The following is a 23,159-nucleotide window of genomic DNA, read 5'->3' on the forward strand; positions in this document are numbered from 1 at the left end:
AACCTGCCCCCGCCACGACCATGCCTATACGTTAATTATTTGCACTTTACACCCTTTTCCCAGCACAGCACAGGCGCAAAGCATAAGCAGAACTTGTTTAAGTATAGCAGAATACCTGCAGCTGTAGCTCCTCTGCACCTGCTTGCAGCAAGCTGATGACCAGCGCCTTAGCCATACGCTAGCCCCTACCCCAAGCCATTGCCCGGAGCGCAGGGCTACAGCTACCACAGGCACTAATAGCAACCCCGCAAAACCCAATACACCACAGCTTCAGACCCGCGCCTGCACAGGCCGTTTACCCTTCTGCTTTCAGGGGTGCGGCCACCTCGGCCAGGGTCTGCTCGTAGGCCTCGCGGGGCATGCTGAAGCTGGGCTCCACCAGCAGCACTTCCTCGTAGGTGAGGTGGTAGAGGCGGTACACCAGCACATCCACCTCGGCCTCCAGCCCCGACGTATCGGCGGCCGGATCGGCTTGTTTTATACTTAGTATCTGATCGACCAGCGCAGTTATACTTGCTTTTGTTTCCTCGTCGGGTGTGGCGATAGGTATAAGCGAAGTATAAATGCTCTGCATTGCTAATGCTCCGCCCTGTAATTTTGATGTTATTTGATTTAAAAACCACCAAGTTACTTTTGAGTTCAACAGACCAAGAATAAAATTATCCGCATCTGGAATAATGTAAGTTTTATTGTTTGAATAGCTTCCACTCTTATCAATAACAAAGGACTGAAAGGTAGCTATCTCTTGAAACATTACTTTATTCTTATCAAACTCCTCAAAATATGAAGCTGCACATCTTTGCAAAGCGTACCATTCATACCTGATACCAGTTTCAGCTTTATTCCTTTTACTAAGTCCTGCTTTATATTTTAGTAAATGATTATAGACTACAGGATAATGCTCCATAAATGCTCTTTCTGCCTCAAGAGAAGCCCCTGTAATAGAAGAGTCTTTGTGTAATGGAAAGTGCCACGGGATAAATAACAGAAATTTATTTGTCTTAGGAGTTTGATACCGTTTCAAATCCCGTCCAAGCAAGAATGGTTTGATTACTTCTTCACTCCGAGGATCTTCAAGTATAAATCGTTCTTTAGTGGCTTCATCAATCACAAAAGCTTCATTATACCCTGTTTTGATGCCGTAGTAGATTTTGCCTTCAACATAATCACCAAGAGGCGTGCCGGTGTTCCTCAGTTTTTCCAGCAGTTGCTGAGCGATGCTGTTAGAGAGCGTCCAGCCGGAGTTGGGCAGCAGGTCGGCCTGCACCGTATACTTGTGCTGCTGCACGTATGCCTCCAGCCCCTGCTCAAATTGCAGCGTGTTTATAGTGGCGGCTTCAAACGTATAACCAGGCTCAGGTTCATACTTTGCCACAGCAAGTATGAGCGGGTAGGTAGTCGCTTCCTCAAACACTGGCAGATCGCCGAAGTCCAGCAGCTGCTCCAGTTTATAGGTTTGCAGCCATTGCCGCAGCGCCTGACCATAACCAGCGCGCATCCACTTGTTGGGGAGTATGTAGCTGAACTGCCCGCCCTCGCGCAGCAGCTCCAGCCCGCGCTCCACAAAGTATACATACAGGTCGGCGGTGCCGGCGTAGGTGCTGTAGGCTTTCTGCAAGTATAGCTTAAAGCTGCCTAGTTCCTCCTGGCGTATGTACGGCGGGTTGCCCAGCACCACATCGAAGCCTTTATACTTGCCTTCCTCGTCCAGCACCTCCGGAAACTCGAAGCGCCACTCAAAAGCGCCCTCGTATACTTTGTTTTCCTCGATGGCCTGGCGCTCGTCCTCCAGCTTCTGCAGTTGCTTCTGCTTTTGCTGCAGCTGCTTCTTGTCTACCTTTTTGGCCCCGAACAGGTCGGGGTTCTGCATCACTGAGATCTGCCCGCGTAGGTCGGCCATTTTCTTGCGCAGCGGGTCGTTGTTGGCCAGCGTGGTCTTAAAGCCCTGCTTAATCTCCTCCAGGAAAGCCTCCAGTTGCTTTTTATCGGCCTTGGAGTTGGTGTGTTTATACTTTAAAACGGCCTCGCGGTAAGCCTGCAAACTATGGCCCTTCTTGCCAAAGGCCTCTTTCAGATCGGCCGTGAGCGGGTAGCGGCTCAGTAGCGAGTTGCCCTGTTTTATGTTGATGTCGATGTTGGGCAGCGTCTGCAGCTGGGTATACTTGCCCGAGCCTGGCTCTCCGTTTATACTTTCGGGGGCGGTGTAGTAGGCGTTCTTGAGCAGCTCTATCCAGAGGCGCAGGCGGCAGATCTTCACCGAGTTCGGGTTAATATCCACCCCGAAAAGGCAGTTTTCAATAATCGTCTGCTTCTCATGGAAGAGGGCCTCCTGCAGCTCCTGCACCTGCGGGTTTATACTTCGGTGGCCGTCGGGGTGCTCGGTTACGGTATAGCTGAAAGGTTCGCCATGGAGGTCGGTCACGATCAGCTCGTCGTTCTGTACTTCTATACTTCCGTAGTGCAGCGGCTTGCCCTGGCGGTTCGTCAAAATCCGGAGGTCATGCTTTAGCACGATCAGCTCGTTCAGCGCGCTCACCAGGTAATGCCCCGAGCCCACCGCCGGGTCGCAGATGCGCAGGCTGTTGAGGAGCTGGTTATACTCCTTTATACTTTCTAAAGTATAGTTCTGGTGGATGCGGAGCTGCAGGGATTCGAACCCCAGTCCGGCCGAGCTGGTGTCGATGTCCCAGTTATACCTTTCCGAAAAGCGCTGCACCACGGCACGGCGTATGGCTTCGCGGCTCATGTACATGGTAATAAAGCCGGGCGTGTAGAAAGAGCCGTCGCGGTAGCCGTTTATCTTCTCAAAGATCAGCCCCAGCACCGAGGCCGTGATCAGCGTCTTGTTCTCCTCCTGTATCTCCTCCTTGCCCTCGGCCCCGAAGTCGTAGCTGCCCAAAAAGCGCAGCAGGTACTCCAGCGTGTGCAGCTCCGGGTGCTTGCTCACAAAGTCTTTGCCTTGCGTGCGCCGGAAAACCGTTTGCGGGTAGAGCGGCAGCAGGCTGCGGTCTTTCAGGTTAGAGATGCGCAGCGTGCGTTTCTCCAGCGCCGTGGTCTCGAAGAGCGAGGAGTTGAGGTACGGGATATGGTTATACTTGCCTTTCACGCTGGCGCTGCGCATTTCGGGCCGTTCGGCCAGCACATCAAAAAACAGCTCGTTCAGGTCGTCGAACTCGCGCAGGTTCACGGTGCTCATAAAGCCATACTTCTTGTCTCCGTGGTGGTAGCTGATGAGCTGCGCCTCCAGCAGTTTGAGGAACAGGATGCGGTTTATCCAGGTGATGCACAGCTCCAGGGCCACGTTAAACAGCTGCTCCTCGCGGGTGCTGCCGTAGCTGTAGGGGTTGTCGAGGTCCGAGATCAGGTCTTCGGAGCGCAGTTTCTGGTATGCCGCCTCCAGCAGCGAGCCGGGGTTGGGTTTTGCTTTCCGTTGGATGAGTTTGCGGCCTCCCTCCTTCACTTCCTCCAGCCCGATGATGTGCAGCAGCTCCAGGTAAAAGTCGCGGTCCAGGGAGTTGGCGTCGTTGGCGAAAGGCTCTTTGAGCAGGTGCGCCGGCGAGAGCAGCTTGTAGAGCGCCACCAGCTTCACATCGTCTTTGGTGCTCTTGTTGCGCAGCGGCTTCTCGTAGTCCTTCAGGTTAAAGTAAGTATAGCTGATGCTTTCCTGTAGATTAGAGATGTAAGGTGCGGCGATCTCTTTGTAGAAGAAATCCGTGCTGCCGCTGGCCTTGCGCCCGGCGCTCCAGTCGGCAAAGTCCTTCTTCAGCTGCGTATTCCGAAAGAACAGCCGGTCGAACTCCAGGGCATCAAACACAAACCACTCGTGCACGCTCGTTACGATGAGGTGGCGCAGGTCGTGGTTGTGGTGCTCCAGGCGCTCGCGCAGGTAGTAGAGCAGCAGCTCGTGGGTGGCTTTGTAGTTAAGGTTGTCGGTGGTGGGCATGTCGGCCTTGTTGGTCGGCCGCTTCACCTCCAGCAGCACCCCGGCATTGCTCTTGGTGTTGTTTCCGGTATGGATCACCAGGTCGGTCTTACCTTTGGTGTTCACGCCGTACTTATCATAAAACGTCAACCGCAGAAAATCGCGCAGGTGGTTCTTGGCGTGCTCCTCCGTCTCGTGCAGGTTTATACTATCCAGCAAGGCCGCCAGCGCCTGCTTAAATTTTTCGATCTCGGTTCGGCTTGTTTTCAGTCGCAGGTAAGCCTTGTTCAGCGCCTGCTTTGGGCGTAGGGTGTTGTGCTGCAGCATGTGTCGGGGTGCCTTTGTTTTCTACAGCAAGATAGGGAAAAAGATATAAAGATTATTGGGCTGCGGGGGGATTGGGATGTTTCTGGTGAACGATTACACCCCTACAGTCCCCTCAAGGGGATAGTTCTGGCTGTAGCTGCTTCTGAACTGGTTGGTTTGTAACTCCTGGGTTTGCTATTGCACTTACTGCTAAAGGACTTAAGAAAAACTGTCCCCTTGAGGGGACTACAGGGGTGTTATTTTTGTTAGGCTTGAATTCTACAGAAAAGGGAATATACGTTGAGCAAAAACTACCTTATACCCTACAGAGAAGACCTGAAGGCAAAAGCAAGAGAGCTTAGAATGACCAGCACACTAACTTACCCACCCCTAACCCCTCCTCGGAGGGGTTAGGGGTGGGTAAATCGTTCCCTGTAACAGCATGAAGCGCAAAGCTATTCCGTACAAGCCTTACCTTAAGGAGCTGGCAAAGCAGCTGCGGCAGAACAGTACCGTGCTGCAGTGCCGGGTCCAACCACCCCTGCCCCTCCTTGTCTTTTTCGAGGGCCCCTACCCACAGGAGGGGAGCCTGTTATTACTGCTCCAGCTGTGAAAGGACGTAGTCAGAGTATTAGTTAGACATATTAAGCTTTTAAATTTTCACTAATTTTATGCAGCACCCGCTCCAAACTTTCAAACACTCCGGTAAAACGGGCCAAAACCAAAATGCCCCGAACAGGCATTTACCTGCTCGGGGCATTTAACAACGTAATGTATAGGCTGTAGCTTATTGATACTCGCTCCTTCTCTTGGCCTGTTCCTCCAGTGCCTTTAACTCGTGCTCGGCGGCTTTAAGCCTGTTTTTGGCGGCTTTCTCGCGCTGCTCCGCCTCCTCGGCGTAACGCTCTGCTTCCTGCACCTCACGCTTCAGGCGGTCTACCTCACGTCTCTGATGCGCCACCTCCGGGTCGTTGGCTACGCTGCTGCTGCCTGAAAAGGCGGAGCAGCCCATCATTAGCGGGAAGATCAGGAGCATCGTAAAGGCCATGAACGTTTTATATACTTTTTGTGCGTTTGTTTTCATATGATTGCTTGCTTTGTTTCGTTTATACCTACGGTGCGGTTTAACTGGTGGTTCTACATCAACCGGCAACCCGCTTGCCTGCCACACGCAGTTTACCCGCCCTCCCCCGGCAGGTCCGGTGTCCGCAGCGAGGGTGGTGGCGCAACTTTTCCGCCAGGATTTCGCTACCTTCACCACAACTAACGCTATAACCCTATGCGCAAAATCGGCCTTCTCTCCGACACCCACTCCTACCTCGACGATCAGATCCTGCGCCTGCTCTCCGACCGCGACGAGATCTGGCACGCGGGCGACTTCGGAAGTATAGAGGTATCGGACAGGCTGCAGGAGCTGGCACCGCTGCGGGGCGTGTACGGTAACATTGATGATGCCGCCATCCGGCAGGTGCACCCCAAGGTAAACCGCTTTGAGGTGGAGGGACTGGATGTGATGATGACGCACATTGGCGGCTACCCCGGCAAATACCACCCCGACGTGCGCGACAGTATAAAGCAGCACCCACCTCAGCTCTACATCACCGGCCACTCGCATATCCTGAAAGTGATGACCGACAAAAGCCTGAACAACCTGCTGCACATAAACCCGGGCGCGGCGGGCAGGCATGGTTTTCATAAGGTGCGCACCATGGTGCGCTTCAACGTGGCGGATGGCAAGGTGCAGGACCTGCAGGTGCTGGAGCTAGGCAAGCGGGCATAAAAAAAGTGTGCCTGCACGAGCAAACACACTTGAAATCTTGTTTAGTAAGCCGCCGCCATTCGCTTTAAATAGCAGCGGCAGCAGATGGACTTACTTTCGCGGAAAATAAGGACTACTCAGCGGCAGTTTCTTCGGTAGCAGGCTTGCTTTTTGGAGCCTCTCCAAACTGAGCTCTCAGCTCGTCCATGTCAACGTTCTTGATAACAGGTGTCAGCAGCAGCTGCTTAATTCTGGCTACTTTGTTGTTAGCTCTTGCCTTATTTTTGCGATCTTTTCTTTTTAGTCTAGTAACTCCCATCGTTGCAATGTTTTAATTTGAAGGGCAAAAGTAAGTTATTATTTTTACAAAGTAAAGTTTTTTTCTGAAACCAAATTCATGACACAAAAGACAGACCTCCGCTCCGATACCGTCACTAAACCAACCCCTGCCATGTTACAGGCCATGTTTGCCGCCCAGGTAGGCGACGATGTGTACGGCGAGGACCCCACCGTAAATGCCCTGGAGGAAAAGGCGGCGGCCATGTTCGGCATGGAGGCAGGTCTCTTCTGCCCTTCCGGCACCATGACCAACCAGATCGCCATTAAAGTACATACCGCCCCGCTCACAGAGGTTATCTGCGACGTAACCGCTCACATCCACCAGTACGAGGGCGGCGGCATTGCCTTTAACTCGGCGGCCTCCACGGCCCTGGTGCACGGCGAGCGCGGCAAGATGACGCCGCAGCAGGTAGAGGCCCACATCCGTCCGCTGGATAACATCCACTTCCCCGAGACAAGGCTGGTGGCCCTGGAGAACAGCTGCAACAAAGGCGGCGGCTCCTATTATACCTTGGCGGAGATTGCGGCCATCTCGGAAGTATGCAAGCGCCACCAGCTCGCCCTGCACCTGGATGGCGCCCGCGTGTTCAATGCCCTGGTTGCCTCCGGCGACAGCGCAACAGACTACGGTTTATACTTCGACAGCATTTCGGTGTGCCTCTCCAAAGGCTTGGGTGCCCCGGTGGGTTCGGTGCTGCTCGGCTCCAAGGACTTTGTAAAGCGGGCCAAAAGGGTACGCAAGGTGTTGGGTGGCGGCATGCGCCAGGCAGGTTACCTGGCAGCCGCCGGCATTTATGCGCTGGACCACCACATCGAGCGCCTGCACGAAGACCACCGCCGGGCCAAGGAACTGGAGCAAGCGCTGCTGCAGACAGACTATGTGGAGAGCGTGCTGCCGGTGGAGACCAACATCGTGATCTTTAAGCTGAACGATCGCCTGCGGGACACCGCGTTTGTGCAGGCGTTGGCAGAGCAGAACATCCTGGCCTCCAGCTTTGGTCCGCAGATGATCCGCTTTGTTACCCACCTGGATATAACTGAGGAAATGCACCGGCACCTGCTGCAGGTATTAGCCTCTCTGAGCCAGCAGAAGGTGGAGGCGTAGGATATAGGAAGAAACCCGCCCCCACTCCTCCTGGGAGGGGATTCCCGTTTACTGATATTTTCTCAGTTGTGCACTGGTGATCCCCTCCTAGGTGTAGAGGCGTTTCATTCCGAAGCAACCTGCCGGAAGTTTTAAACCTGTGTCTTGCAATGGTGTCGGGTTGTCACTCACCTGGGCCAGAGGCCCAAATTATAGCCGGTCACGAGCGAGGACGCTCGCGCCATGGCCGGCTGTTTGACAGAACTAAACACTCCTGCCCTTGAAGAGTCAGCTTATTGTTAGTATAAATTTTTGCAACCTTCTCTTTCTTATACCTATTCTACTAAAACTATGAATACCTCCTACCCTGCCCCGGAAATAATGGCGGCCTTTGCCAACGACCCGATTATCTGCGAGATCATCCAGAAAGGCCAACCGCTCAAGTCCTCCCGCTCCGAGGATGTATATTTTAAGCTTCTCAGCTCCATTGTGTCGCAGCAGCTAAGCACTAAAGTGGCGGCAGTTATTTTCAAGCGTTTCAGGGAGCTGTTCCCGGAAGAGTACCCGCACCCGGAGCTGGTGCTGGCCGCCCCGGACGAGCAGCTGCGCAGCGCCGGGCTCTCGTTTCAGAAGATCGGGTATGTGCGCAATGTGGCTGCTTTTGCCGCCGAAGGCAACCTGCAGCACGCTGCCATCGACGCCCTGGAGGACGAGGAACTGATCAAGCACCTGACGCAGATAAAAGGCGTGGGCCGCTGGACGGTGGAAATGCTGCTAATGTTCGCCCTGGAGCGCCCCGACATCTTTCCGGTAGATGACCTGGGAATACAGAATGCCATGAAACGCCATTACGGCCTGGAGGCTACCGGCAAGGCGCTGCGCCTGCAGATGCAGCAGATCGCCGAGAACTGGCGCCCTTTCCGCACCATCGCCAGCAAGTACCTCTGGCAGTCGCTGGACAATATGCCGAAGTAGCAGCTGCATATTTATTGGCAGGTTTGTTTACAAAATCATACCTTACCAAGATATTGCTGCTACTATATAATAAGCCAACTATATGCTGCACCTCTCCAAACAACTAAGCAAACTTATCGGCAGCTTGCTGCTACTGGCCCTGCTAACAGCCTGCGAAAGCGATGAAAGTACCACCGAGTTTGCTGGAAAAGTAGTAGACCCTGACACAAACCAACCTGTTGCCGACGCCAAAGTAGCGCTTATTATTGGAGATGGATTAGCGCCTGGAGGCAGCTTTGTGGCACCAGAAGAAATGAATGGAAGCACAAACAGCAAAGGCGAGTATAAATTCTTAAAATCCTACCGCCAAGGACAAACAGTCTACTGGGTGACTCCTGAGAAAGCAGGCTATGTGGAGGTGAAAGATGCCATAGGTAAAGAGCTAAAGCCCAATGAGCGCAATGTGCTGGACATCCAGTTGGCCAAAGCCTCCTACCTCAACCTAAGTATAAACAAGACATCTGCAGCTACTCCCCATAAAGCCTTGAAAATAACGCTTTCGTACCCGATGGATGCATCAGCCTCACCAGTGACGGGGATGATGTATAGCGCAGAAATCATAACCTACGATGCTACGGCTGCGGCTACAGAGCTTTTACGCGGCTACTACTTTAAACGCACTCCGTTCGTGCTGCTGGAGTGGGAAGTAACAACAGATGGCGCTACAGAAACGAAGAATGTCAAAGTCCCACTCGTTGAGTACGACACAACTTATTACGAAATAAACTACTGATCTATACCTGAAGCCACACAGCTACAAGCTACTAAACCTTGAAGCACATAGTACAGGCTGTGGCCAATCTGCCAACTGGGCAAGTATAAAGTATAAATCAGGCCGCCACCTTCTTCTCCTTTTCCTTAGCCACCCGCTGCAGCATCTTTAGCACCAGCTCCTCTGTACCCGACAGGTGCTTCGACTTTGGCTTGGTGGCATCATGGCGCTTGAGGTAGTTCATCAGCCTATCTTCCCGGAACAGGTTCACTACTTCCGGGTGGATGTAATACTTGCTGCACACGCTGGGGGTATTACCCAGGCCTTTGGCCACATCCTTCACGGCCGCCTTGATGGCTTTTTCCTTGTCCAGGTCGGGCTGCTCGTCCAGCACGTTCTCCAGGCACTCCACCATGCGCACGGTGCCGCCCCAGGTGCGGAAGTCCTTGGCCGTAAAGTCATAGTCGGTGGCCTCCCGCAAGTACTCGTTCACATCGCCAGACTCCAGCGTCTGCCGCTCCCCGTCCTCATCAAAGTACTGGAAAAGGTCATACCCGGGGATGTCTTTGCACTTCTTCACCAGGCGGGCCAGGCGACGGTCTTTCAGGTCCACTTCCTGCGCCACGCCTTTTTTGCCCACAAAGGAGAATTTCACACTACTGCCGTTGATTTTCACATGCTTGTCGCGCAGGGTGGTAAGGCCATAAGAGGAGTTAGACTTGGCATAGTGCCGGTTCCCCACCCGGATCAGGGCGTTATCCATGATCGTGAGCACCAGCGCCGTTACTTTGAGACGGTCCAGCTTTCGGGAGCCGATATCTTCCTGCATACGCTCCCGCAGCTTCGGCAAGGCGCGGCCAAACTCAATCATGCGCCCGAACTTGGTCAGGCTGCGGGCCTGCTGCCACTGCGGGTGGTATATATACTGCTTGCGCCCTTTGGTATCGCGGCCGGTGGCCTGCAGGTGGCCCTTCGGCGACTTGCATATCCATACATCGGTCCAGGCCGGGGGTATCACCAGCGCCTGCAGCCTTTCCAGTACCTTCTCATCGGTTACTTTCTCTCCCTTATTGTCCAGGTAATAAAAACCCTTACCGGCTTTCTTGCGGGTGTAGCCTGGCTTTTCGTCAGAAGTATAGCGCAGGCCCGCCCAGGCAGCCGATTTGCCCGGGTCGGCATATAATTCATGTATTTCTTTCTTCGTCATCGTCAGAGGCTTCTTCAACTTCCCTGCCTCAGAGGTTAATACTTTAGTTTAGGGCAAAAGTTGTTACGATCTTTATTACCTGATACCGGCAACACTGAAAACAGGCAGGCTCAGCACGAGCTGCAACAGCTTCCCCTGTCCATCCCTGATACAAGGCCAAGGTCTGAGGCTATGCTAAGGCGAGGGATTACCTGATTCCTTCTACCATCAATCTCACCCGTATCACTCGTTTTTGTAATGCTCGGATGGTTTTGGTGGTTGGAAGGTGAAGCTGCGGCTGTAAAGTACATACTCACTCCTCCTGATAGAGGGAATTCTGCAGTGCCGGATCAAACCACCCCTGCCCCTCCTGGGGGTGCAGGGGCCCCCTTTAGAGGCCAAGGAGGGGAGCCTGTAACTACTGCAGCTAAAGTACAAGATTATAGCGGCGGGTACAGGTCGCGACCTGTACCTACAAGTATGAACCCACCCCTAGCGAGCTCCGCTTGCTAGCTCAAAACCCGCGTTCTGTAGACCAGAGGAGGAGAGATCCTGAAGGAACGATTTACACACCCCTAACACCTCCTAGGAAGGGAATTCACCTCACCCCAGCCCTCTCCTAAAAACAGGAGAGGGAGTACAGTTCAAGCTGCGTCAGCCGAGGCTATTGAATTCGATCCCAGTCTTTGGGTTGAGCGCCTTCTAGATTTCCGGTGACGAGCGAGAGCGAGGCATTGCGACAGCAAAGGAAATGTAGACAGCGCGATGCCCAAAGACGAGCCCTCTCGGGCTGGAGAGCACCAAAGCCAGCTATGGAAAGAGCCGCTCGTAAGGCTATGGATGATCGGCGGCTAGTAAGGGTAGCTTACTTCAAGTTGTAGAAAGCAGCGGCTAAAAGAGGCACAAGTGGACGCTTGCGCCAGCAAGTGCGTCTGCTGGCATAAGCAAATGCAACCATTAAAGCCTGTTCCCGGCCCCGGCGAACACCGGCATTTCAAACTTCCATTTTCTCCTTTATCTTTACACCATACTTATACCTGTAGCGCGTCATGCACAAAAACATATCCTACCTCTACGCTTTTTTCGGGTTCTTTTTGCTAGGCTGCGGCGTAGTGGCCGTAGACCTTGCCGGGGAGCAGGCCAACACGGCCCTTTTTACTGGCGCTGCAGGTGGTTTGATCGGGCTTACCGCCGGGCATTTCCTGAACCGGGGCAAACGCTGGGGGTTTATGCTGGGCACGGTAGAGGCAGGTTTGCTCACACTGCTACTGGGCTGGCGCGCCGGCACCTACTTTATACGCCTGCTGGGGATGGTGCAGCAGCCGCAGGGGCCGGATGCCACCGAAACAGCAGGCATGGCCTTCCTGCTAACAACAGCTATGCTGGTGATCTCGCTGCTCACACTCACGGTTTCCATTATGTTCGCCAAACAAGTATTAAGCGAGACAAAATAGCCATTCGTCTATATTATTTTCCTACTTCACCTTCAATGTGCTATATTGTTTAGGTAAACATTCACCAAACATTACAGCACATGATGAACAAAACCGTGCTGAGCATCCTGCTAACCGCAAGTGTGGTTGGAGTAGCCGAAGCTCAGACCAAACTCGTGGAAAAGGTTACCAAGCAGGGCGACGAACTGGTAATCCCTTATACCAAGTATAAACTTCCCAACGGCCTCACCCTGATTGTGCACGAAGACCACTCTGACCCCGTGGTGCACGTAGACGTGACCTACCATGTTGGCTCCGGCCGCGAGGAAGTGGGCAAGTCTGGCTTCGCGCACTTTTTTGAGCACATGATGTTCCAGGGCTCCGACAACGTGGCCGACGAGGAGCACTTCAAGATCGTGTCGGAGTCTGGCGGCACGCTGAACGGCACCACCAACCGCGACCGCACCAACTACTTTGAGACAGTGCCAAGCAACCAACTGGAGACGGCACTGTGGCTGGAGGCAGACCGCATGGGCTTTTTGCTGGATGCCGTAACGCAGCCTAAGTTTGAGGTGCAGCGCGAGACCGTTAAGAACGAACGCGGCCAGAACTACGACAACCGCCCTTACGGCCTGGTGTACGAGATGACCTCCAAAAACCTCTACCCTTACGGCCACCCTTACTCCTGGACCACCATCGGTTACATCGAGGACCTGAACCGCGTGGACGTGAACGACCTGAAGAACTTCTTCCTGCGCTGGTACGGCCCGAACAACGCCACGCTTACCGTGGGCGGCGACGTGAAGCCGGAAGAAGTGGTGAAGCTGGTGGAGAAATACTTTGGCTCTATACCTGCCGGCCCTGCCGTACAGGACATGAAGCCACAGGTAGTGAAGCTGGACAAGGACCGCTACGTAAGCTACGAAGACAATGTGCGCTTCCCGATGCTGCGCCTGACCTACCCTACCCCGGAGTCTGGCCACAAAGACGAGCCGGCGCTGGACGTACTGGCAGAGATCCTGGGCCAGGGCAAGAGCTCTATCTTCTACAAGAACTTCGTGAAAGAGCAGAAAGCCATGCAGGCCTCTGTTTACAACTCTACCTCTGAGCTGGCTGGCGAATTCAGCATCACGGTAATGGCCTACCCGAACACCCCGCTGGCGCAAAGCGAGGAACTGGCCCGCAAGTCCATTGCGGAGTTCGAGGCACGCGGTGTGAACGACGAGGACCTGCAGCGCTTTAAGGCACAGGCAGAGTCCAGCCTGATTAACCGCATGGCCAGCGTCAGCGGCAAAGTATCGCAGCTGGCTTATTATGAGACCTTCCGCAACAACCCGAACTACCTGCAGGAAGAGATCAAGCGCATCCAGGCGGTAACGAAAGAGGACGTGCAGCGCGTGTACAACCAGTACATCAAAGGCAAGCCTGCCGTTGTTCTGAGCGTGGTGCCGAAAGGCAAATCCGAGCTGCTGGCGAAGGCGGACAACTATACCATCTCCCAGGATGGCTACACTGCCGGACCAGACGAGTACAGCGGCCTGAAGTATACCAAGGCGGTAGATACGTTTGACCGCAGCAAGCGCCCAGGTGCCGGTGAGAACCCGATAGTGGCCGTACCAAACTACTACACAGGCAAGTTCAAGAACGGCCTGAAGATGATTGGCACCAACACCAATGAGATACCGACCGTGACGATGCAGCTGAGCATTAAGGGAGGCCACCGTTTAGCAGCCAGCGATCCTAGCAAAGCCGGCCTTGCCGCTATAACCGCAGACATGCTGAACGAGGACACGCAGAACTATACCTCTGAGCAGTTCAGCAACGAACTGGACAAGCTGGGTAGCTCTATCCGCATCGGCTCTGGCCAGAATGAGACCTACATCATGGTGCAGTCGCTGAAGAAGAACCTGGACAAGACACTGGCCCTGCTGGAGGAGCGCATGTTCAGACCTAAGTTCAACCAGGAAGACTTTGACCGCCTGAAGAAGCAGCAGCTGGAGGCTATTGCCAACCAGGCCACGCAGCCGACGGCCATTGCCAACAACGTGTACAGCAAGTTGCTGTATGGAGATGGCCACATCATGGCTATCCCAACGGCTGGTACAGAAGCAACGGTGGCAAACATTACCCTGGAGGATGTGAAGAAGTTCTACAACGACAACTACTCTCCTTCTGTATCTCAACTGGTGGTGGTAGGCGACATCTCTGAGAAAGAGATGATGGGCAAGCTTAACTTCCTGAAGAAATGGAAAAAGAAGAACGTGCAGCTTCCTGCCGATGTAAAGACTCCTTCCATCGACAAGACCCGCATCTACCTGGTAGATAAGCCGGACGCAGCGCAGTCTGAGATCCGCATCGGTTACATGGCCATGCCATTCGACGCCACCGGTGAGTATTACAAGCTGGGCCTGATGAACTACAACCTGGGTGGTGCCTTTAACAGCCGCATTAACCTGAACCTGCGCGAAGACAAAGGCTATACCTACGGAGCCCGCTCCTACTTCAGCGGCAGCAAGTACGCAGGTCCGTTTACGGCTTCTGCCGGTGTGCGTGCCGATGCCACGGCCGAGTCGGTAACAGAGTTCATGAAAGAGCTGACCGACTTCCACAAGAGCGGCATTAAAGCAGATGAGCTGCAGTTTATGAAGAGCTCTATTGGCCAGGCCGATGCCCGCCAGTACGAGACCCCGTACCAGAAGGCCGGGTTCCTGGGCCGTATTCTGGAGTATGACCTGAGCAAAGATTACGTGAAGAAGCAGACCGAGATCCTGAACAACATCACGAAGCAGGAGATTGACGCGCTGGCAGCCAAGCACCTGCCGGTAAACAACATGCTCATCGTGGTGGTAGGCGACAAGAAGACGGTGCTTCCGAAACTGGAGTCCCTGAACTACGAGGTGGTGGAACTGGATACCGACGGCAACCCGATTGCCAGCTCGTCCGTAAAATAAACCACATACTACACTAAGAGAGCCCTTGGTTTTACCGAGGGCTTTTTTATTTCTATTTTGCACAAGTTTTGAGGTTTTACGCGCGCAACCATTACGGGGCTCCTAAACGTAAAGCAGGGTGCAATGCTATAAGCGGCATATATAGCCATAAAACAGAAGTTGCCTGTACTGAGGAGCCCATGTGCTGCGTTGCACTCTTATCAGCATAAACCATATCATGAAAAAACTATTTTACACTCCTGTGTGGCTATTGGCTCTGGCCGGTACGCTTACATTCAGCAGCTGCGACAACAACGACGGCGTTATTTTCTCGACTCAGGATGACGTGAACCTGGGGCAGCAGGTGGCCCATGAGGTAGACTCTACTTACCGGGCGCAAGGCAAGCTGCTGGAGCGCAACAGCTCCAACGCCAATACCCAGAAAGCCTACCAAAGCCTCGACCGTATCGTGAACCGCATTCTCACCTCGGGCGAGGTAAAGTACAAGCAGGAATTCCCCTGGACGGTGAAGATCATCAAGGATGATGCGACCCTGAACGCGTTCGCCTCGCCGGGCGGGCAGATCTACGTGTTTACAGGCCTTATTAAGTTTCTGAACGATGAGGACCACTTTGCCGGGGTGCTGGCCCATGAGATAGCCCATGCCGATAAGCGGCACAGCGTAAAGCAGCTGCAGCGGGATTACGGCATTGCCTTGCTCCTGTCGGTAGCGCTGGGCAACAACCCCAGCACCTTAAGGCAGATCGCGGCGCAGCTTACCGGCTCGCTGGCCGGGCTGAAGTTTAGCCGCGATGCCGAGACAGAGGCTGATGAAGCTTCAGTGGCCTATTTAGCCGGCACCCGCCATTACGCCTGCGATGGCGCTGCGGGCTTTTTCGTGAAGCTGGAGCAGCAGGAGCAGCAGCAAGGCGCGCCGCCCGAGTTCCTGAGCACCCACCCCAGCCCGGAGAACCGCATCCAGCACATCCAGCAGCTGGCCCAGCAACGCGGCTGCAGCACCGCCTCAGCACCTGACACAGATTATCAGCAACTGAAAACCGCACTTGGGTTTTAACGAATAAAGAAGTGCCTGCCTTACCAGGGCAGGCACTTTGTATTGACGCACAGCACTATGAAAAATCTAAAGAAACGCATCACCGAAACTATACTGCGCGGAGAGGAAAAACTGGACCTGCTAACGTTCCAGCTGAAGAACAAGCTGCGGCTAAACCACCCCCTGCAGATCGTAACCTACCGCAGCTACGGCACACCGGAACGCCTGTACGTAAAAGGCCGTGTGCTGGTGGATAAGGGCATTCGCCAATCTGAGGAGAACGACACCACCTGGGAAAACCTGTTGAACATGTACCGCCGCTTCGAAAGCGACGAGATACCCAACGCGCGGTTACAGCTATGCCTGCAAGACCAGCTGCATGAGATCACCACCGATGTGGAGGGATACTTTGTGCTGAACCTAAAACCTGAGACACCGCTGCAGCTGGACGACATCTGGCACCCGATAAAAGTGGAACTGCAGGAGGCGCCAGTGCACGACTTTGAGCCTGGCATTACAGAGACAGCCCATGTACTGGTGCCGCCGCCCGATGCCGAGTATGGCATTATCTCCGATATTGACGATACCATCGTGCGCACAGGTGCCACTAGCCTGCTACAGACCGGCCGCAACGTGCTGCTGAACAACGCCCACTCCCGTATCCCTTTCCATGGGGTGTCGCAGTTTTACAAATCGCTGCAGTTGGGGCGCAACGGCAAGCGCAATAACCCCTTCTTCTACGTGAGCAGCAGCCCCTGGAACAACTATGACCTGCTCTACCATTTCCTGGAGCTCAACGAGATTCCGCAGGGCCCGCTCCTGCTCCGCGACTTTGGCATTGACGAGAGCAAGCTGGGGCACTCCGACCACATGAGCCATAAGTATAAGGAGATCGAGAACATCCTGATTACTTACCCGCACCTCAACTTTATACTGATCGGCGACAGTGGGCAGCAGGATGCGCCTATTTACCGTGAGGTGGTCAAGAACCACCCGGGCCGCATCATGGCCATTTACATTCGCGACGTGAACATTGAGAAGCGCACAAAGGCCGTCACGAAGATAGCCGATGAACTGAAAGCAAGCGGGGAAGTAGAACTGGTGCTGGTGAAGAATACCGCCGCCGCTGCCGCCCACGCCGCTGAGCAGGGTTTTATACTTACGGAGGAGGTAAAAGAAGTAGAAAAAGAAGCAGACCTGGACGAGGAGAACGACCCGGAATCAGTTTAACCGCACACGAAAGGCAAAGCAGAAGAAGCCCCTCAAAAGGCTTCTTCTGCTTTTACCGCACAGCGTAAAAAAGTCTGAAAGCCAACTATACGTATACCAGCCTCCGTACAAGGTACAAATCATTCGGACCGATACGCTACCAACTAAAGCACCCCAGCATGACAGAAGAATTATGGTATAAAAATGCGATCATCTACAGCCTGGACCTGGAAACGTTTATGGACTACAACGGCGACGGTGTGGGCGATTTCCAGGGCCTTGGCCGCCGCCTCGATTACCTGCACGCCTTGGGCGTAGATACGCTTTGGCTCGCGCCCTTCCAGCCTACCCCAAACAAGGACAACGGCTACGATATCAAAGACTACTACGGCGTAGACCAGCGGCATGGCTCCAGCGGCAACTTTGTGGAGTTCATGCACCAGGCAAACAAGCGCGGCATAAAGGTGATCATCGACCTGGTGGTTAACCATACATCGGATGAGCACCCGTGGTTTCAGGACGCGCGCAGCAGCAAGGATGCCAAGCACCGCGACTGGTATGTGTGGTCTGAAGAAAGGCCGGAGGATTGGGACGAGGGCATGGTGTTTCCGGGGGTGCAGGAGGCTACCTGGACCTACGACAAAAAAGCCAAAGCCTACTACTACCACCGCTTTTACAAGTTCCAGCCTGACCTGAACATGGACAACCCGGAGGTGCGCGCCGAAATTAACCGCATCATAGGCTTTTGGCTGGAGTTAGGGGTTGCCGGCTTCCGGGTAGATGCCGTGCCGTTCATCCTGGAGTCGCAGGGGCCGGAAAAGAAGAAGACAGAGTATAACTTTGAATACCTCCGCGATATACGCCGCTTCCTGCAATGGCGCAAAGGCGATGCCGTGCTGCTAGGCGAAGCAAACGTGCTGCCTGAGGATAGCAAGCGGTACTTCGGCCAGGAGGGCAGCGGCATCCACCTGATGTTTAACTTCTACGTGAACCAGTACATGTTCTACGCCCTGGCTACCGGTGAGATCGAGCCGCTGAAGGAAGCGCTGGAAGCTACCCGCATCTCCTTCCCAACCTCGCAGTGGGCGCACTTCCTGCGCAACCACGATGAGCTGGATCTGGGCCGGCTCACGGAGGAGCAGCGGCAAAAGGTCTTCGCCCGCTTTGGCCCCGAAGAGTACATGCAGCTGTACAACCGGGGCATACGCCGCAGGCTCTCCCCCATGCTGGGCAACAGGCAGCAAACAGAGCTGGCCTACAGCCTGATGTTTTCCCTGCCGGGGGCTCCCGTTATCCGCTACGGCGACGAGATAGGAATGGGCGACAACCTGGAGCTAAAGGAGCGGGACGCTGTTCGTACTCCCATGCAGTGGTCTAATGAATGGCAGGCAGGCTTTTCTGAAGCCGACAAGCTCATTCACCCTGTTATAGACAAAGGCCCCTACGCCTACGAGTACGTGAACGTGGAGACACAGCGTCGCACCCCTGACTCGCTCCTGAACTGGATGACCACCATGATCCGCCTGCGCCAGGAATGCACCGAGATAGGCTGGGGAGACTGGGAAACAGTTGACACCAACAATCCGCGCGTGCTGGGCATGCACTACAGCTGGAAAGGCAGTTCTCTGCTGATCTTCCATAACTTTGATGAAAAAGCCCATGAAATCATAGTGACCCTAAAGGAGGAGCGCCTGATAGACCTTATGAAAGACGAGGAAAGCAAAGCAGATAAAAAAGGGCAGCACAACATTAACCTGGAGGCTTACGGTTACCGATGGTTCAGAGCCAATGAACTAAGCCACCTCCTGCAGAAAGGTTGACCACAGGTATAAACGTAACGCCACGCTAGTACACCCCTACCCTATGAGCAGAGCATTTGTAAAAGAAGACGACACAGGCCAGCCGCCCATCATACCGCCGCGCGCCGCGCTGCCCCCGGGGGTAACCAACTATGTGACCCCATTCGGGCTGGAAAAACTGCGCGCCGAACTAGTAGAGTTGGAGACAGCACGCGCCAAGGCAGAAGCAAACCGGGAAGATGAGGCTAACCGCACCCGCCAACTCACGATCCTGAATGCGCAGATTAATGCCCTGAACGAGCGCATAGCCAGCGCCCGCGTGATTGACCCCAAGGAGCAACCTGCTGACGAGGTACGGTTCGGGGCTACCGTTACCCTTAAAACTGTGGAAGGGCCTAAAGCCGGCCAGAAACGCACCTTTACCGTCGTAGGTGTGGATGAGGCGGATGTATCAGAAAATAAAATTGCGTTTGTAGCCCCTATCGCTAAGGCAGTTATTGGCGCAAAAGCAGGGCAAATTGTTACCTTAAGATTAGGCAGGAACGAGGAGCAGGTAGAGGTGGTGGGGATTAGGTATTAGCCGTGCCTGCCTCTCATCTTGTGTTTGATAGGCAATGCAGAGGTTATGACAGATCTGGCTTAGCCCGACTTTCAACTTAGCCATACTTCATACCTGCTGCTTTACAGGCTATACTCAAGCCAGACCTAAGCTTGGATTTGCCACTCTACCTACCATAGCCTGTCTCTGCTCAAAGCTGTACTTTATGCTTTTATGGCGGAAGCGTCCGCTTGTGCCTTTTCTTTGTCGCCGCTTGCTGCAGTTGGAACCAAGCTATCCTTCCTAGCTGCTGTTTATCCTCAGTCTTACAAATCTACAGTTTCATCTCTGGCTTTGGTGCTCTCTAGCCCGAGAGGGCTCGTCTTCGTGCATCGCGCTGTCTACATTTCCTTTGCTGTCGCAATGCCCTTGCGGGCACCGGAAATCTAGAAGGCGCTCAACCCAAAGACTGGGAACATTTCGATAGCCAGAGCTGACGGAGCGTTAGCTAAGTTGTGGGAGGATGATAGTCGTCTGCTAATTTCCCTCCTTAAACTACCGAGAACGCGAGTTCGAAGGTAGCGAGCGTAGCTCTGAGGGGCAGGGGTGGTTGGACACTGTACTGCAAAACTCCCTTAACCTGTTCTAAGGGATGCAACTGCCTACCGGATAGCACCTTTGCTCAGAGGTTTAGCTTGAATGGTCGGCGATGATCTTCCAGCCATCGGGGAACCGGCGGAAGATGACGGAGAAATGCCCCTCCATGTCTCCTGTTTTGGGGGCACGCTGCAGGTGCCACTTGCCCACCACCAACATCGTTTCCGGCGACAGCTGCCGCATTTCCTTCAGGTCAAAGCGCAGCTTACCCATGGCGGCCACATCCGGGTAGCCGCGCTTGTAGTTATCCAGCGTTTGCTGCCAGCCGTACGTGAGGCCGCGGGAGCCAACAAACAAAAGCGAGTCAGACTTCCAGTAGCCCTGCATGTAGCACTCCAGGTCACCGGCGCTCCAGCATGCCGCCTGTTCCTCCAGCACCTGCCGTACCTCAGCAGTGGCATCAGCAGCGGAGATAGCGGTTTGGCTGCTCTTGCAGGCACTCATGCTTAACAGACCGAGCGCCAGCCATGTGTAAAGTTTATTTTTCATCCTTCACGGGTAAAATGTCCTTGATATAGGTAGCGCCTCCTAACCGGCCCATGGCGCGGGCGATGCGCACCCGGCGGCCCAGGATATACCCGGAAGGCTTACGGGCGGAGTATTTGATGGGGTTAGGCAACACAGCTGCCAGTAAAGAGGCCTGCCACCGCCCTACCTCGCTCGCCGGCTTTTGGAAGTATGCCTGCGAGGCCGCCTCCACCCCGAACACCCCATCGCCCATTTCGGCAATGTTCAGGTATACCTCCAGGATGCGTTGCTTTCCCCACAGCACTTCTATCAGCACTGTAAAGTATGCCTCCATGGCTTTGCGCAGGTAGCTGCGCCCGTGCCACAGGAAGACGTTTTTGGCCACCTGCTGGCTAATGGTGCTGCCGCCACGTATGTTGCCCCCTTTCCGGTTACGCTGAAAGGCCTCCGAAATGGCGTCAAAGTCAAAGCCGCTGTGCTGCAAAAACTTTTGGTCCTCGGAGGCCACCACCGCTAGCGGCAGCTGGTCCGACATTTCCTCCAGGCTTACGAATTTATACTTGATACCTGGGTTATCCTTGCCGGTGGCCCCGGCCTCAGCGCGGCGCTTCAGCATGTGCAGCGTGGCCGGCGGCGCTACCCAGCGGTATACCAGCACCCACGCCACACTCATCAGAAAAAGGCTTAGTACCAGCTTCACGAAGAGCAGTTTCAGCTGCCTTAACCCCAGTCGTTTTTTAGCCATTCCGGTGCAATTTCTTTTGGCCGCAAAGGTAAGGAGTTTGAGGCATTTTCCTAACGCTGCCGCGCCTGCAGCCAACGCTAGGCCCGCTGCCAGCGTAGGGTAAAACAGAGGTGCAACGTATACTTCCAACACCCTTACGCATAAAGCAATAACATATGCCCAATACGAAATACCTTCCGCTCTTCCCGCTCAGCATCGTGGTGTTCCCGGAGGAGAAACTGAACCTGCACATCTTCGAGCCGCGCTACAAACAGCTGGTGCTCGATTGCGTGGAGCAAGACAAGACCTTCGGCATCCCTACCTACATCCAAAACGGGGTTGGCCTGTACGGCACTGAGGTGGAGATTCTGAGCATCGAAAAAAAGTACGACAATGGGGAGATGGACATCCGCTCCAAAGGGCTGCAAATCTTTAAGATCCTTAACTTCGATAAAATGGCCCCGGGTAGGCTCTATGCCGGCGGCGAGGTGGAGATGGTGGAGAACAACCTTGAAGAAGACATCATCACGAAACTGAAAATAAGGGAGCACCTGGAGCAGCTATACGAAACGCTTGGCCTCGGCAACTTATACTCGGAGCTGCCCGAGGACTTTAAGAGCTACGACATTGGCCACCAGCTGGGGCTGAACACGGAGCAGGAGTATGCGCTGCTGCAGCTGCTAAGCGAGAAAGAGCGCCAGGAGGTGATTCTGCTGCACCTGCAACAGCTGCTGCCCATGCTGCTGGAAACAGAGAAGCTGAAGGAACGGGTAAAGCTGAACGGGCACTTTAAGAACCTGACGCCCCCAAACTTTTAAGCCCATCGCTGTTTATACTATATGCTGGTATACTTCCTGATTATTGTTCCGGTACTGCTTTTCTCGTTCCTGGCCTTCAGCTATGGGCAGGAGCGCAAGTACAGGCGCAAACCGTTTTACAGACTATCCGATGTGGGGTGGCAGCGGCAGGCCCCGCCACCTGGGGCAGAGATAGTACATTCAGTAGCACTGCTGGGCGATGTGGGCGCCATAGCCACCGATGGTTCCGACCCCGTACTGAAGCTGGCACAGCAGTGGCAGCAGCAGGCCGGCGAAAAAGGCACGATGGTTTTCCTGGGGGATAACCTCTACCCTATTGGTTTGCCCGAGGCCGGCAACCGCCACCGCGACCTGGCCGAGGCCCGTCTCAACACGCTCCTCCAAAGTATTAAAAGTTACCCCGGGCAAGGCATTTTTCTGGGCGGCAACCACGACTGGCTGAAGGGGCGCGAAGGCGGCTATGAGCAACTGCTGCGGCAGGAGCAGTATGTGCGGGAGCACCTGCCGCAGCCCAACAGCTACATGCCCCCCCAAGGCTGCCCCGGACCAGACTGCCTGCAACTGGCGGATGGACTACTGTTGGTGGTGATAAACACGCAGTGGTTTGTGCAGCGGGGCTTTAAGCCGCTTGGCAGTAAATGCGGCTGCCCCTATGCCGATATTGAAGAGTTTTTTGCGCGCCTGAACAAGCTGCTTAGGCAAAACAGCCACCAGCGCATCCTTATTGCCGCCCACCACCCACTCTACAGTAATGCCATGCACGGGGGCAAGTTCACCATCAAGCAGCACATTTTCCCGCTCACTACCCTAAACAAGCGTTTTCTGGTCCCGTTGCCCATCTTTGGATCGCTGTTTCCGTTTTACCGCAAATTGTTCGGAGCCTATGAGGATATGTCGCACCGCAAGTATAAAAAAATGCGCAAGCGCCTGCTCCGCATCTTCCACCGGTACGACAACCTGATCTATGTGGGCGGCCATGACCACAACCTGCAGCACTTTGAGATACGGGGCAACCACTACATCGTGAGTGGCTCTGGCAGTAAACTGGCCTTTGTGAAAAAGGGAGGGCGGGCCACTTTTACCCTGGAAGAGCTGGGCTTCTTTGTGCTGAACTACTACGGCAACGGGCAAGTATGGGTGGAGTGCCGCACCGTGTCCGACACATTTGAACAGGGCCAGTTGGCGTTCCGGAAGCAGCTTTAATGAG

General features: G+C 54.3%; 18 protein-coding genes. 12 read left to right on the forward strand and 6 right to left on the reverse strand.

What is annotated here, in order from left to right:
• Positions 1–295 precede the first annotated feature (295 nt).
• Together PXG97_RS20410 and PXG97_RS20415 are read right to left on the reverse strand one after the other, a co-directional pair.
• Entirely contained in the window at positions 296–4,249 is a 3,954-nt protein-coding gene (locus PXG97_RS20410) for a class I SAM-dependent DNA methyltransferase (RefSeq protein WP_276499697.1), read from the reverse strand.
• A gap of 766 nt (positions 4,250–5,015) precedes the next feature.
• Complete coding sequence (locus PXG97_RS20415; protein ID WP_276499698.1) at positions 5,016–5,312, reverse strand: hypothetical protein; 297 nt, start codon at positions 5,310–5,312, stop codon at positions 5,016–5,018.
• A 195-nt stretch (positions 5,313–5,507) separates the two neighbouring features.
• Between PXG97_RS20415 and PXG97_RS20420 the strand changes: the two genes are divergently transcribed.
• Complete coding sequence (locus PXG97_RS20420; RefSeq protein ID WP_276499699.1) at positions 5,508–6,008, forward strand: metallophosphoesterase family protein; 501 nt, start codon at positions 5,508–5,510, stop codon at positions 6,006–6,008.
• 112 nt (positions 6,009–6,120) lie between these two features.
• On the opposite strand, the gene PXG97_RS20425 is transcribed toward PXG97_RS20420, so the two are convergent.
• Positions 6,121–6,306 (reverse strand): hypothetical protein, encoded by a 186-nt coding sequence (locus PXG97_RS20425; protein WP_276499700.1) that lies wholly within the window; start codon positions 6,304–6,306, stop codon positions 6,121–6,123.
• A 78-nt stretch (positions 6,307–6,384) separates the two neighbouring features.
• Between PXG97_RS20425 and PXG97_RS20430 the strand changes: the two genes are divergently transcribed.
• From PXG97_RS20430 to PXG97_RS20440, 3 genes are all read left to right on the forward strand, one after another.
• A complete protein-coding gene (locus PXG97_RS20430; RefSeq protein WP_276499701.1) occupies positions 6,385–7,431 on the forward strand; it encodes a threonine aldolase family protein in 1,047 nt (348 codons plus the stop codon).
• A 330-nt stretch (positions 7,432–7,761) separates the two neighbouring features.
• Positions 7,762–8,385 (forward strand): DNA-3-methyladenine glycosylase family protein, encoded by a 624-nt coding sequence (locus PXG97_RS20435; RefSeq protein WP_276499702.1) that lies wholly within the window; start codon positions 7,762–7,764, stop codon positions 8,383–8,385.
• A gap of 82 nt (positions 8,386–8,467) precedes the next feature.
• Positions 8,468–9,157: a hypothetical protein gene (locus tag PXG97_RS20440; RefSeq protein WP_276499703.1), complete on the forward strand. Its 690-nt coding sequence runs from the start codon at positions 8,468–8,470 to the stop codon at positions 9,155–9,157.
• A gap of 97 nt (positions 9,158–9,254) precedes the next feature.
• Here the strand turns inward: PXG97_RS20440 and PXG97_RS20445 are convergent, their stop codons facing one another.
• On the reverse strand, positions 9,255–10,343 hold the full coding sequence (locus PXG97_RS20445) for a DNA topoisomerase IB (RefSeq protein ID WP_276499704.1): 1,089 nt from the start codon (positions 10,341–10,343) through the stop codon (positions 9,255–9,257).
• A gap of 1,028 nt (positions 10,344–11,371) precedes the next feature.
• Between PXG97_RS20445 and PXG97_RS20450 the strand changes: the two genes are divergently transcribed.
• The 6 genes from PXG97_RS20450 (at position 11,372) to PXG97_RS20475 (ending at position 19,327) form a co-directional block, all read left to right on the forward strand.
• Positions 11,372–11,776: a hypothetical protein gene (locus tag PXG97_RS20450; RefSeq protein ID WP_276499705.1), complete on the forward strand. Its 405-nt coding sequence runs from the start codon at positions 11,372–11,374 to the stop codon at positions 11,774–11,776.
• An 80-nt stretch (positions 11,777–11,856) separates the two neighbouring features.
• Entirely contained in the window at positions 11,857–14,706 is a 2,850-nt protein-coding gene (locus PXG97_RS20455; protein WP_276499706.1) for a M16 family metallopeptidase, read from the forward strand.
• 217 nt (positions 14,707–14,923) lie between these two features.
• Positions 14,924–15,760, forward strand: a complete 837-nt coding sequence (locus PXG97_RS20460; RefSeq protein ID WP_276499707.1) for a M48 family metalloprotease — start codon at positions 14,924–14,926, stop codon at positions 15,758–15,760.
• Between the two features lie 57 nt (positions 15,761–15,817).
• Entirely contained in the window at positions 15,818–16,969 is a 1,152-nt protein-coding gene (locus PXG97_RS20465; RefSeq protein ID WP_276499708.1) for an App1 family protein, read from the forward strand.
• Between the two features lie 158 nt (positions 16,970–17,127).
• The gene (locus PXG97_RS20470) at positions 17,128–18,768 is read left to right on the forward strand and encodes an alpha-amylase family protein (protein ID WP_276499709.1); all 1,641 of its coding nucleotides are present in this window, start codon (positions 17,128–17,130) and stop codon (positions 18,766–18,768) included.
• A gap of 43 nt (positions 18,769–18,811) precedes the next feature.
• Entirely contained in the window at positions 18,812–19,327 is a 516-nt protein-coding gene (locus PXG97_RS20475; protein WP_276499710.1) for a GreA/GreB family elongation factor, read from the forward strand.
• A 648-nt stretch (positions 19,328–19,975) separates the two neighbouring features.
• On the opposite strand, the gene PXG97_RS20480 is transcribed toward PXG97_RS20475, so the two are convergent.
• Both PXG97_RS20480 and mtgA read right to left on the reverse strand, forming a co-directional pair.
• A complete protein-coding gene (locus tag PXG97_RS20480) occupies positions 19,976–20,431 on the reverse strand; it encodes a YybH family protein (RefSeq protein WP_276499711.1) in 456 nt (151 codons plus the stop codon).
• Positions 20,421–21,155 (reverse strand): monofunctional biosynthetic peptidoglycan transglycosylase, encoded by a 735-nt coding sequence (gene mtgA / locus PXG97_RS20485; RefSeq protein WP_276499712.1) that lies wholly within the window; start codon positions 21,153–21,155, stop codon positions 20,421–20,423. Before mtgA ends, PXG97_RS20480 begins: the two co-directional genes overlap by 11 nt.
• Before the next feature lie 155 nt (positions 21,156–21,310).
• Between mtgA and PXG97_RS20490 the strand changes: the two genes are divergently transcribed.
• Entirely contained in the window at positions 21,311–21,952 is a 642-nt protein-coding gene (locus PXG97_RS20490; protein ID WP_276499713.1) for an LON peptidase substrate-binding domain-containing protein, read from the forward strand.
• A 21-nt stretch (positions 21,953–21,973) separates the two neighbouring features.
• On the forward strand, positions 21,974–23,155 hold the full coding sequence (locus PXG97_RS20495; protein ID WP_276499714.1) for a metallophosphoesterase: 1,182 nt from the start codon (positions 21,974–21,976) through the stop codon (positions 23,153–23,155).
• Positions 23,156–23,159: the final 4 nt, after the last annotated feature.

The organism is Pontibacter litorisediminis, from assembly GCF_029360645.1.
Classification (GTDB): domain Bacteria; phylum Bacteroidota; class Bacteroidia; order Cytophagales; family Hymenobacteraceae; genus Pontibacter; species Pontibacter litorisediminis.

Excerpts from the sequence above, each read along its gene's own strand:
- PXG97_RS20410 (WP_276499697.1), bottom strand. The coding sequence starts at position 4,249 with ATGCTGCAGCACAACACCCTACGCCCAAAGCAGGCGCTGAACAAGGCT.
- PXG97_RS20415 (WP_276499698.1), bottom strand. The coding sequence starts at position 5,312 with ATGAAAACAAACGCACAAAAAGTATATAAAACGTTCATGGCCTTTACG.
- PXG97_RS20420 (WP_276499699.1), top strand. The coding sequence starts at position 5,508 with ATGCGCAAAATCGGCCTTCTCTCCGACACCCACTCCTACCTCGACGAT.
- PXG97_RS20425 (WP_276499700.1), bottom strand. The coding sequence starts at position 6,306 with ATGGGAGTTACTAGACTAAAAAGAAAAGATCGCAAAAATAAGGCAAGA.
- PXG97_RS20430 (WP_276499701.1), top strand. The coding sequence starts at position 6,385 with ATGACACAAAAGACAGACCTCCGCTCCGATACCGTCACTAAACCAACC.
- PXG97_RS20435 (WP_276499702.1), top strand. The coding sequence starts at position 7,762 with ATGAATACCTCCTACCCTGCCCCGGAAATAATGGCGGCCTTTGCCAAC.
- PXG97_RS20440 (WP_276499703.1), top strand. The coding sequence starts at position 8,468 with ATGCTGCACCTCTCCAAACAACTAAGCAAACTTATCGGCAGCTTGCTG.
- PXG97_RS20445 (WP_276499704.1), bottom strand. The coding sequence starts at position 10,343 with ATGACGAAGAAAGAAATACATGAATTATATGCCGACCCGGGCAAATCG.
- PXG97_RS20450 (WP_276499705.1), top strand. The coding sequence starts at position 11,372 with ATGCACAAAAACATATCCTACCTCTACGCTTTTTTCGGGTTCTTTTTG.
- PXG97_RS20455 (WP_276499706.1), top strand. The coding sequence starts at position 11,857 with ATGATGAACAAAACCGTGCTGAGCATCCTGCTAACCGCAAGTGTGGTT.
- PXG97_RS20460 (WP_276499707.1), top strand. The coding sequence starts at position 14,924 with ATGAAAAAACTATTTTACACTCCTGTGTGGCTATTGGCTCTGGCCGGT.
- PXG97_RS20465 (WP_276499708.1), top strand. The coding sequence starts at position 15,818 with ATGAAAAATCTAAAGAAACGCATCACCGAAACTATACTGCGCGGAGAG.
- PXG97_RS20470 (WP_276499709.1), top strand. The coding sequence starts at position 17,128 with ATGACAGAAGAATTATGGTATAAAAATGCGATCATCTACAGCCTGGAC.
- PXG97_RS20475 (WP_276499710.1), top strand. The coding sequence starts at position 18,812 with ATGAGCAGAGCATTTGTAAAAGAAGACGACACAGGCCAGCCGCCCATC.
- PXG97_RS20480 (WP_276499711.1), bottom strand. The coding sequence starts at position 20,431 with ATGAAAAATAAACTTTACACATGGCTGGCGCTCGGTCTGTTAAGCATG.
- mtgA (WP_276499712.1), bottom strand. The coding sequence starts at position 21,155 with ATGGCTAAAAAACGACTGGGGTTAAGGCAGCTGAAACTGCTCTTCGTG.
- PXG97_RS20490 (WP_276499713.1), top strand. The coding sequence starts at position 21,311 with ATGCCCAATACGAAATACCTTCCGCTCTTCCCGCTCAGCATCGTGGTG.
- PXG97_RS20495 (WP_276499714.1), top strand. The coding sequence starts at position 21,974 with ATGCTGGTATACTTCCTGATTATTGTTCCGGTACTGCTTTTCTCGTTC.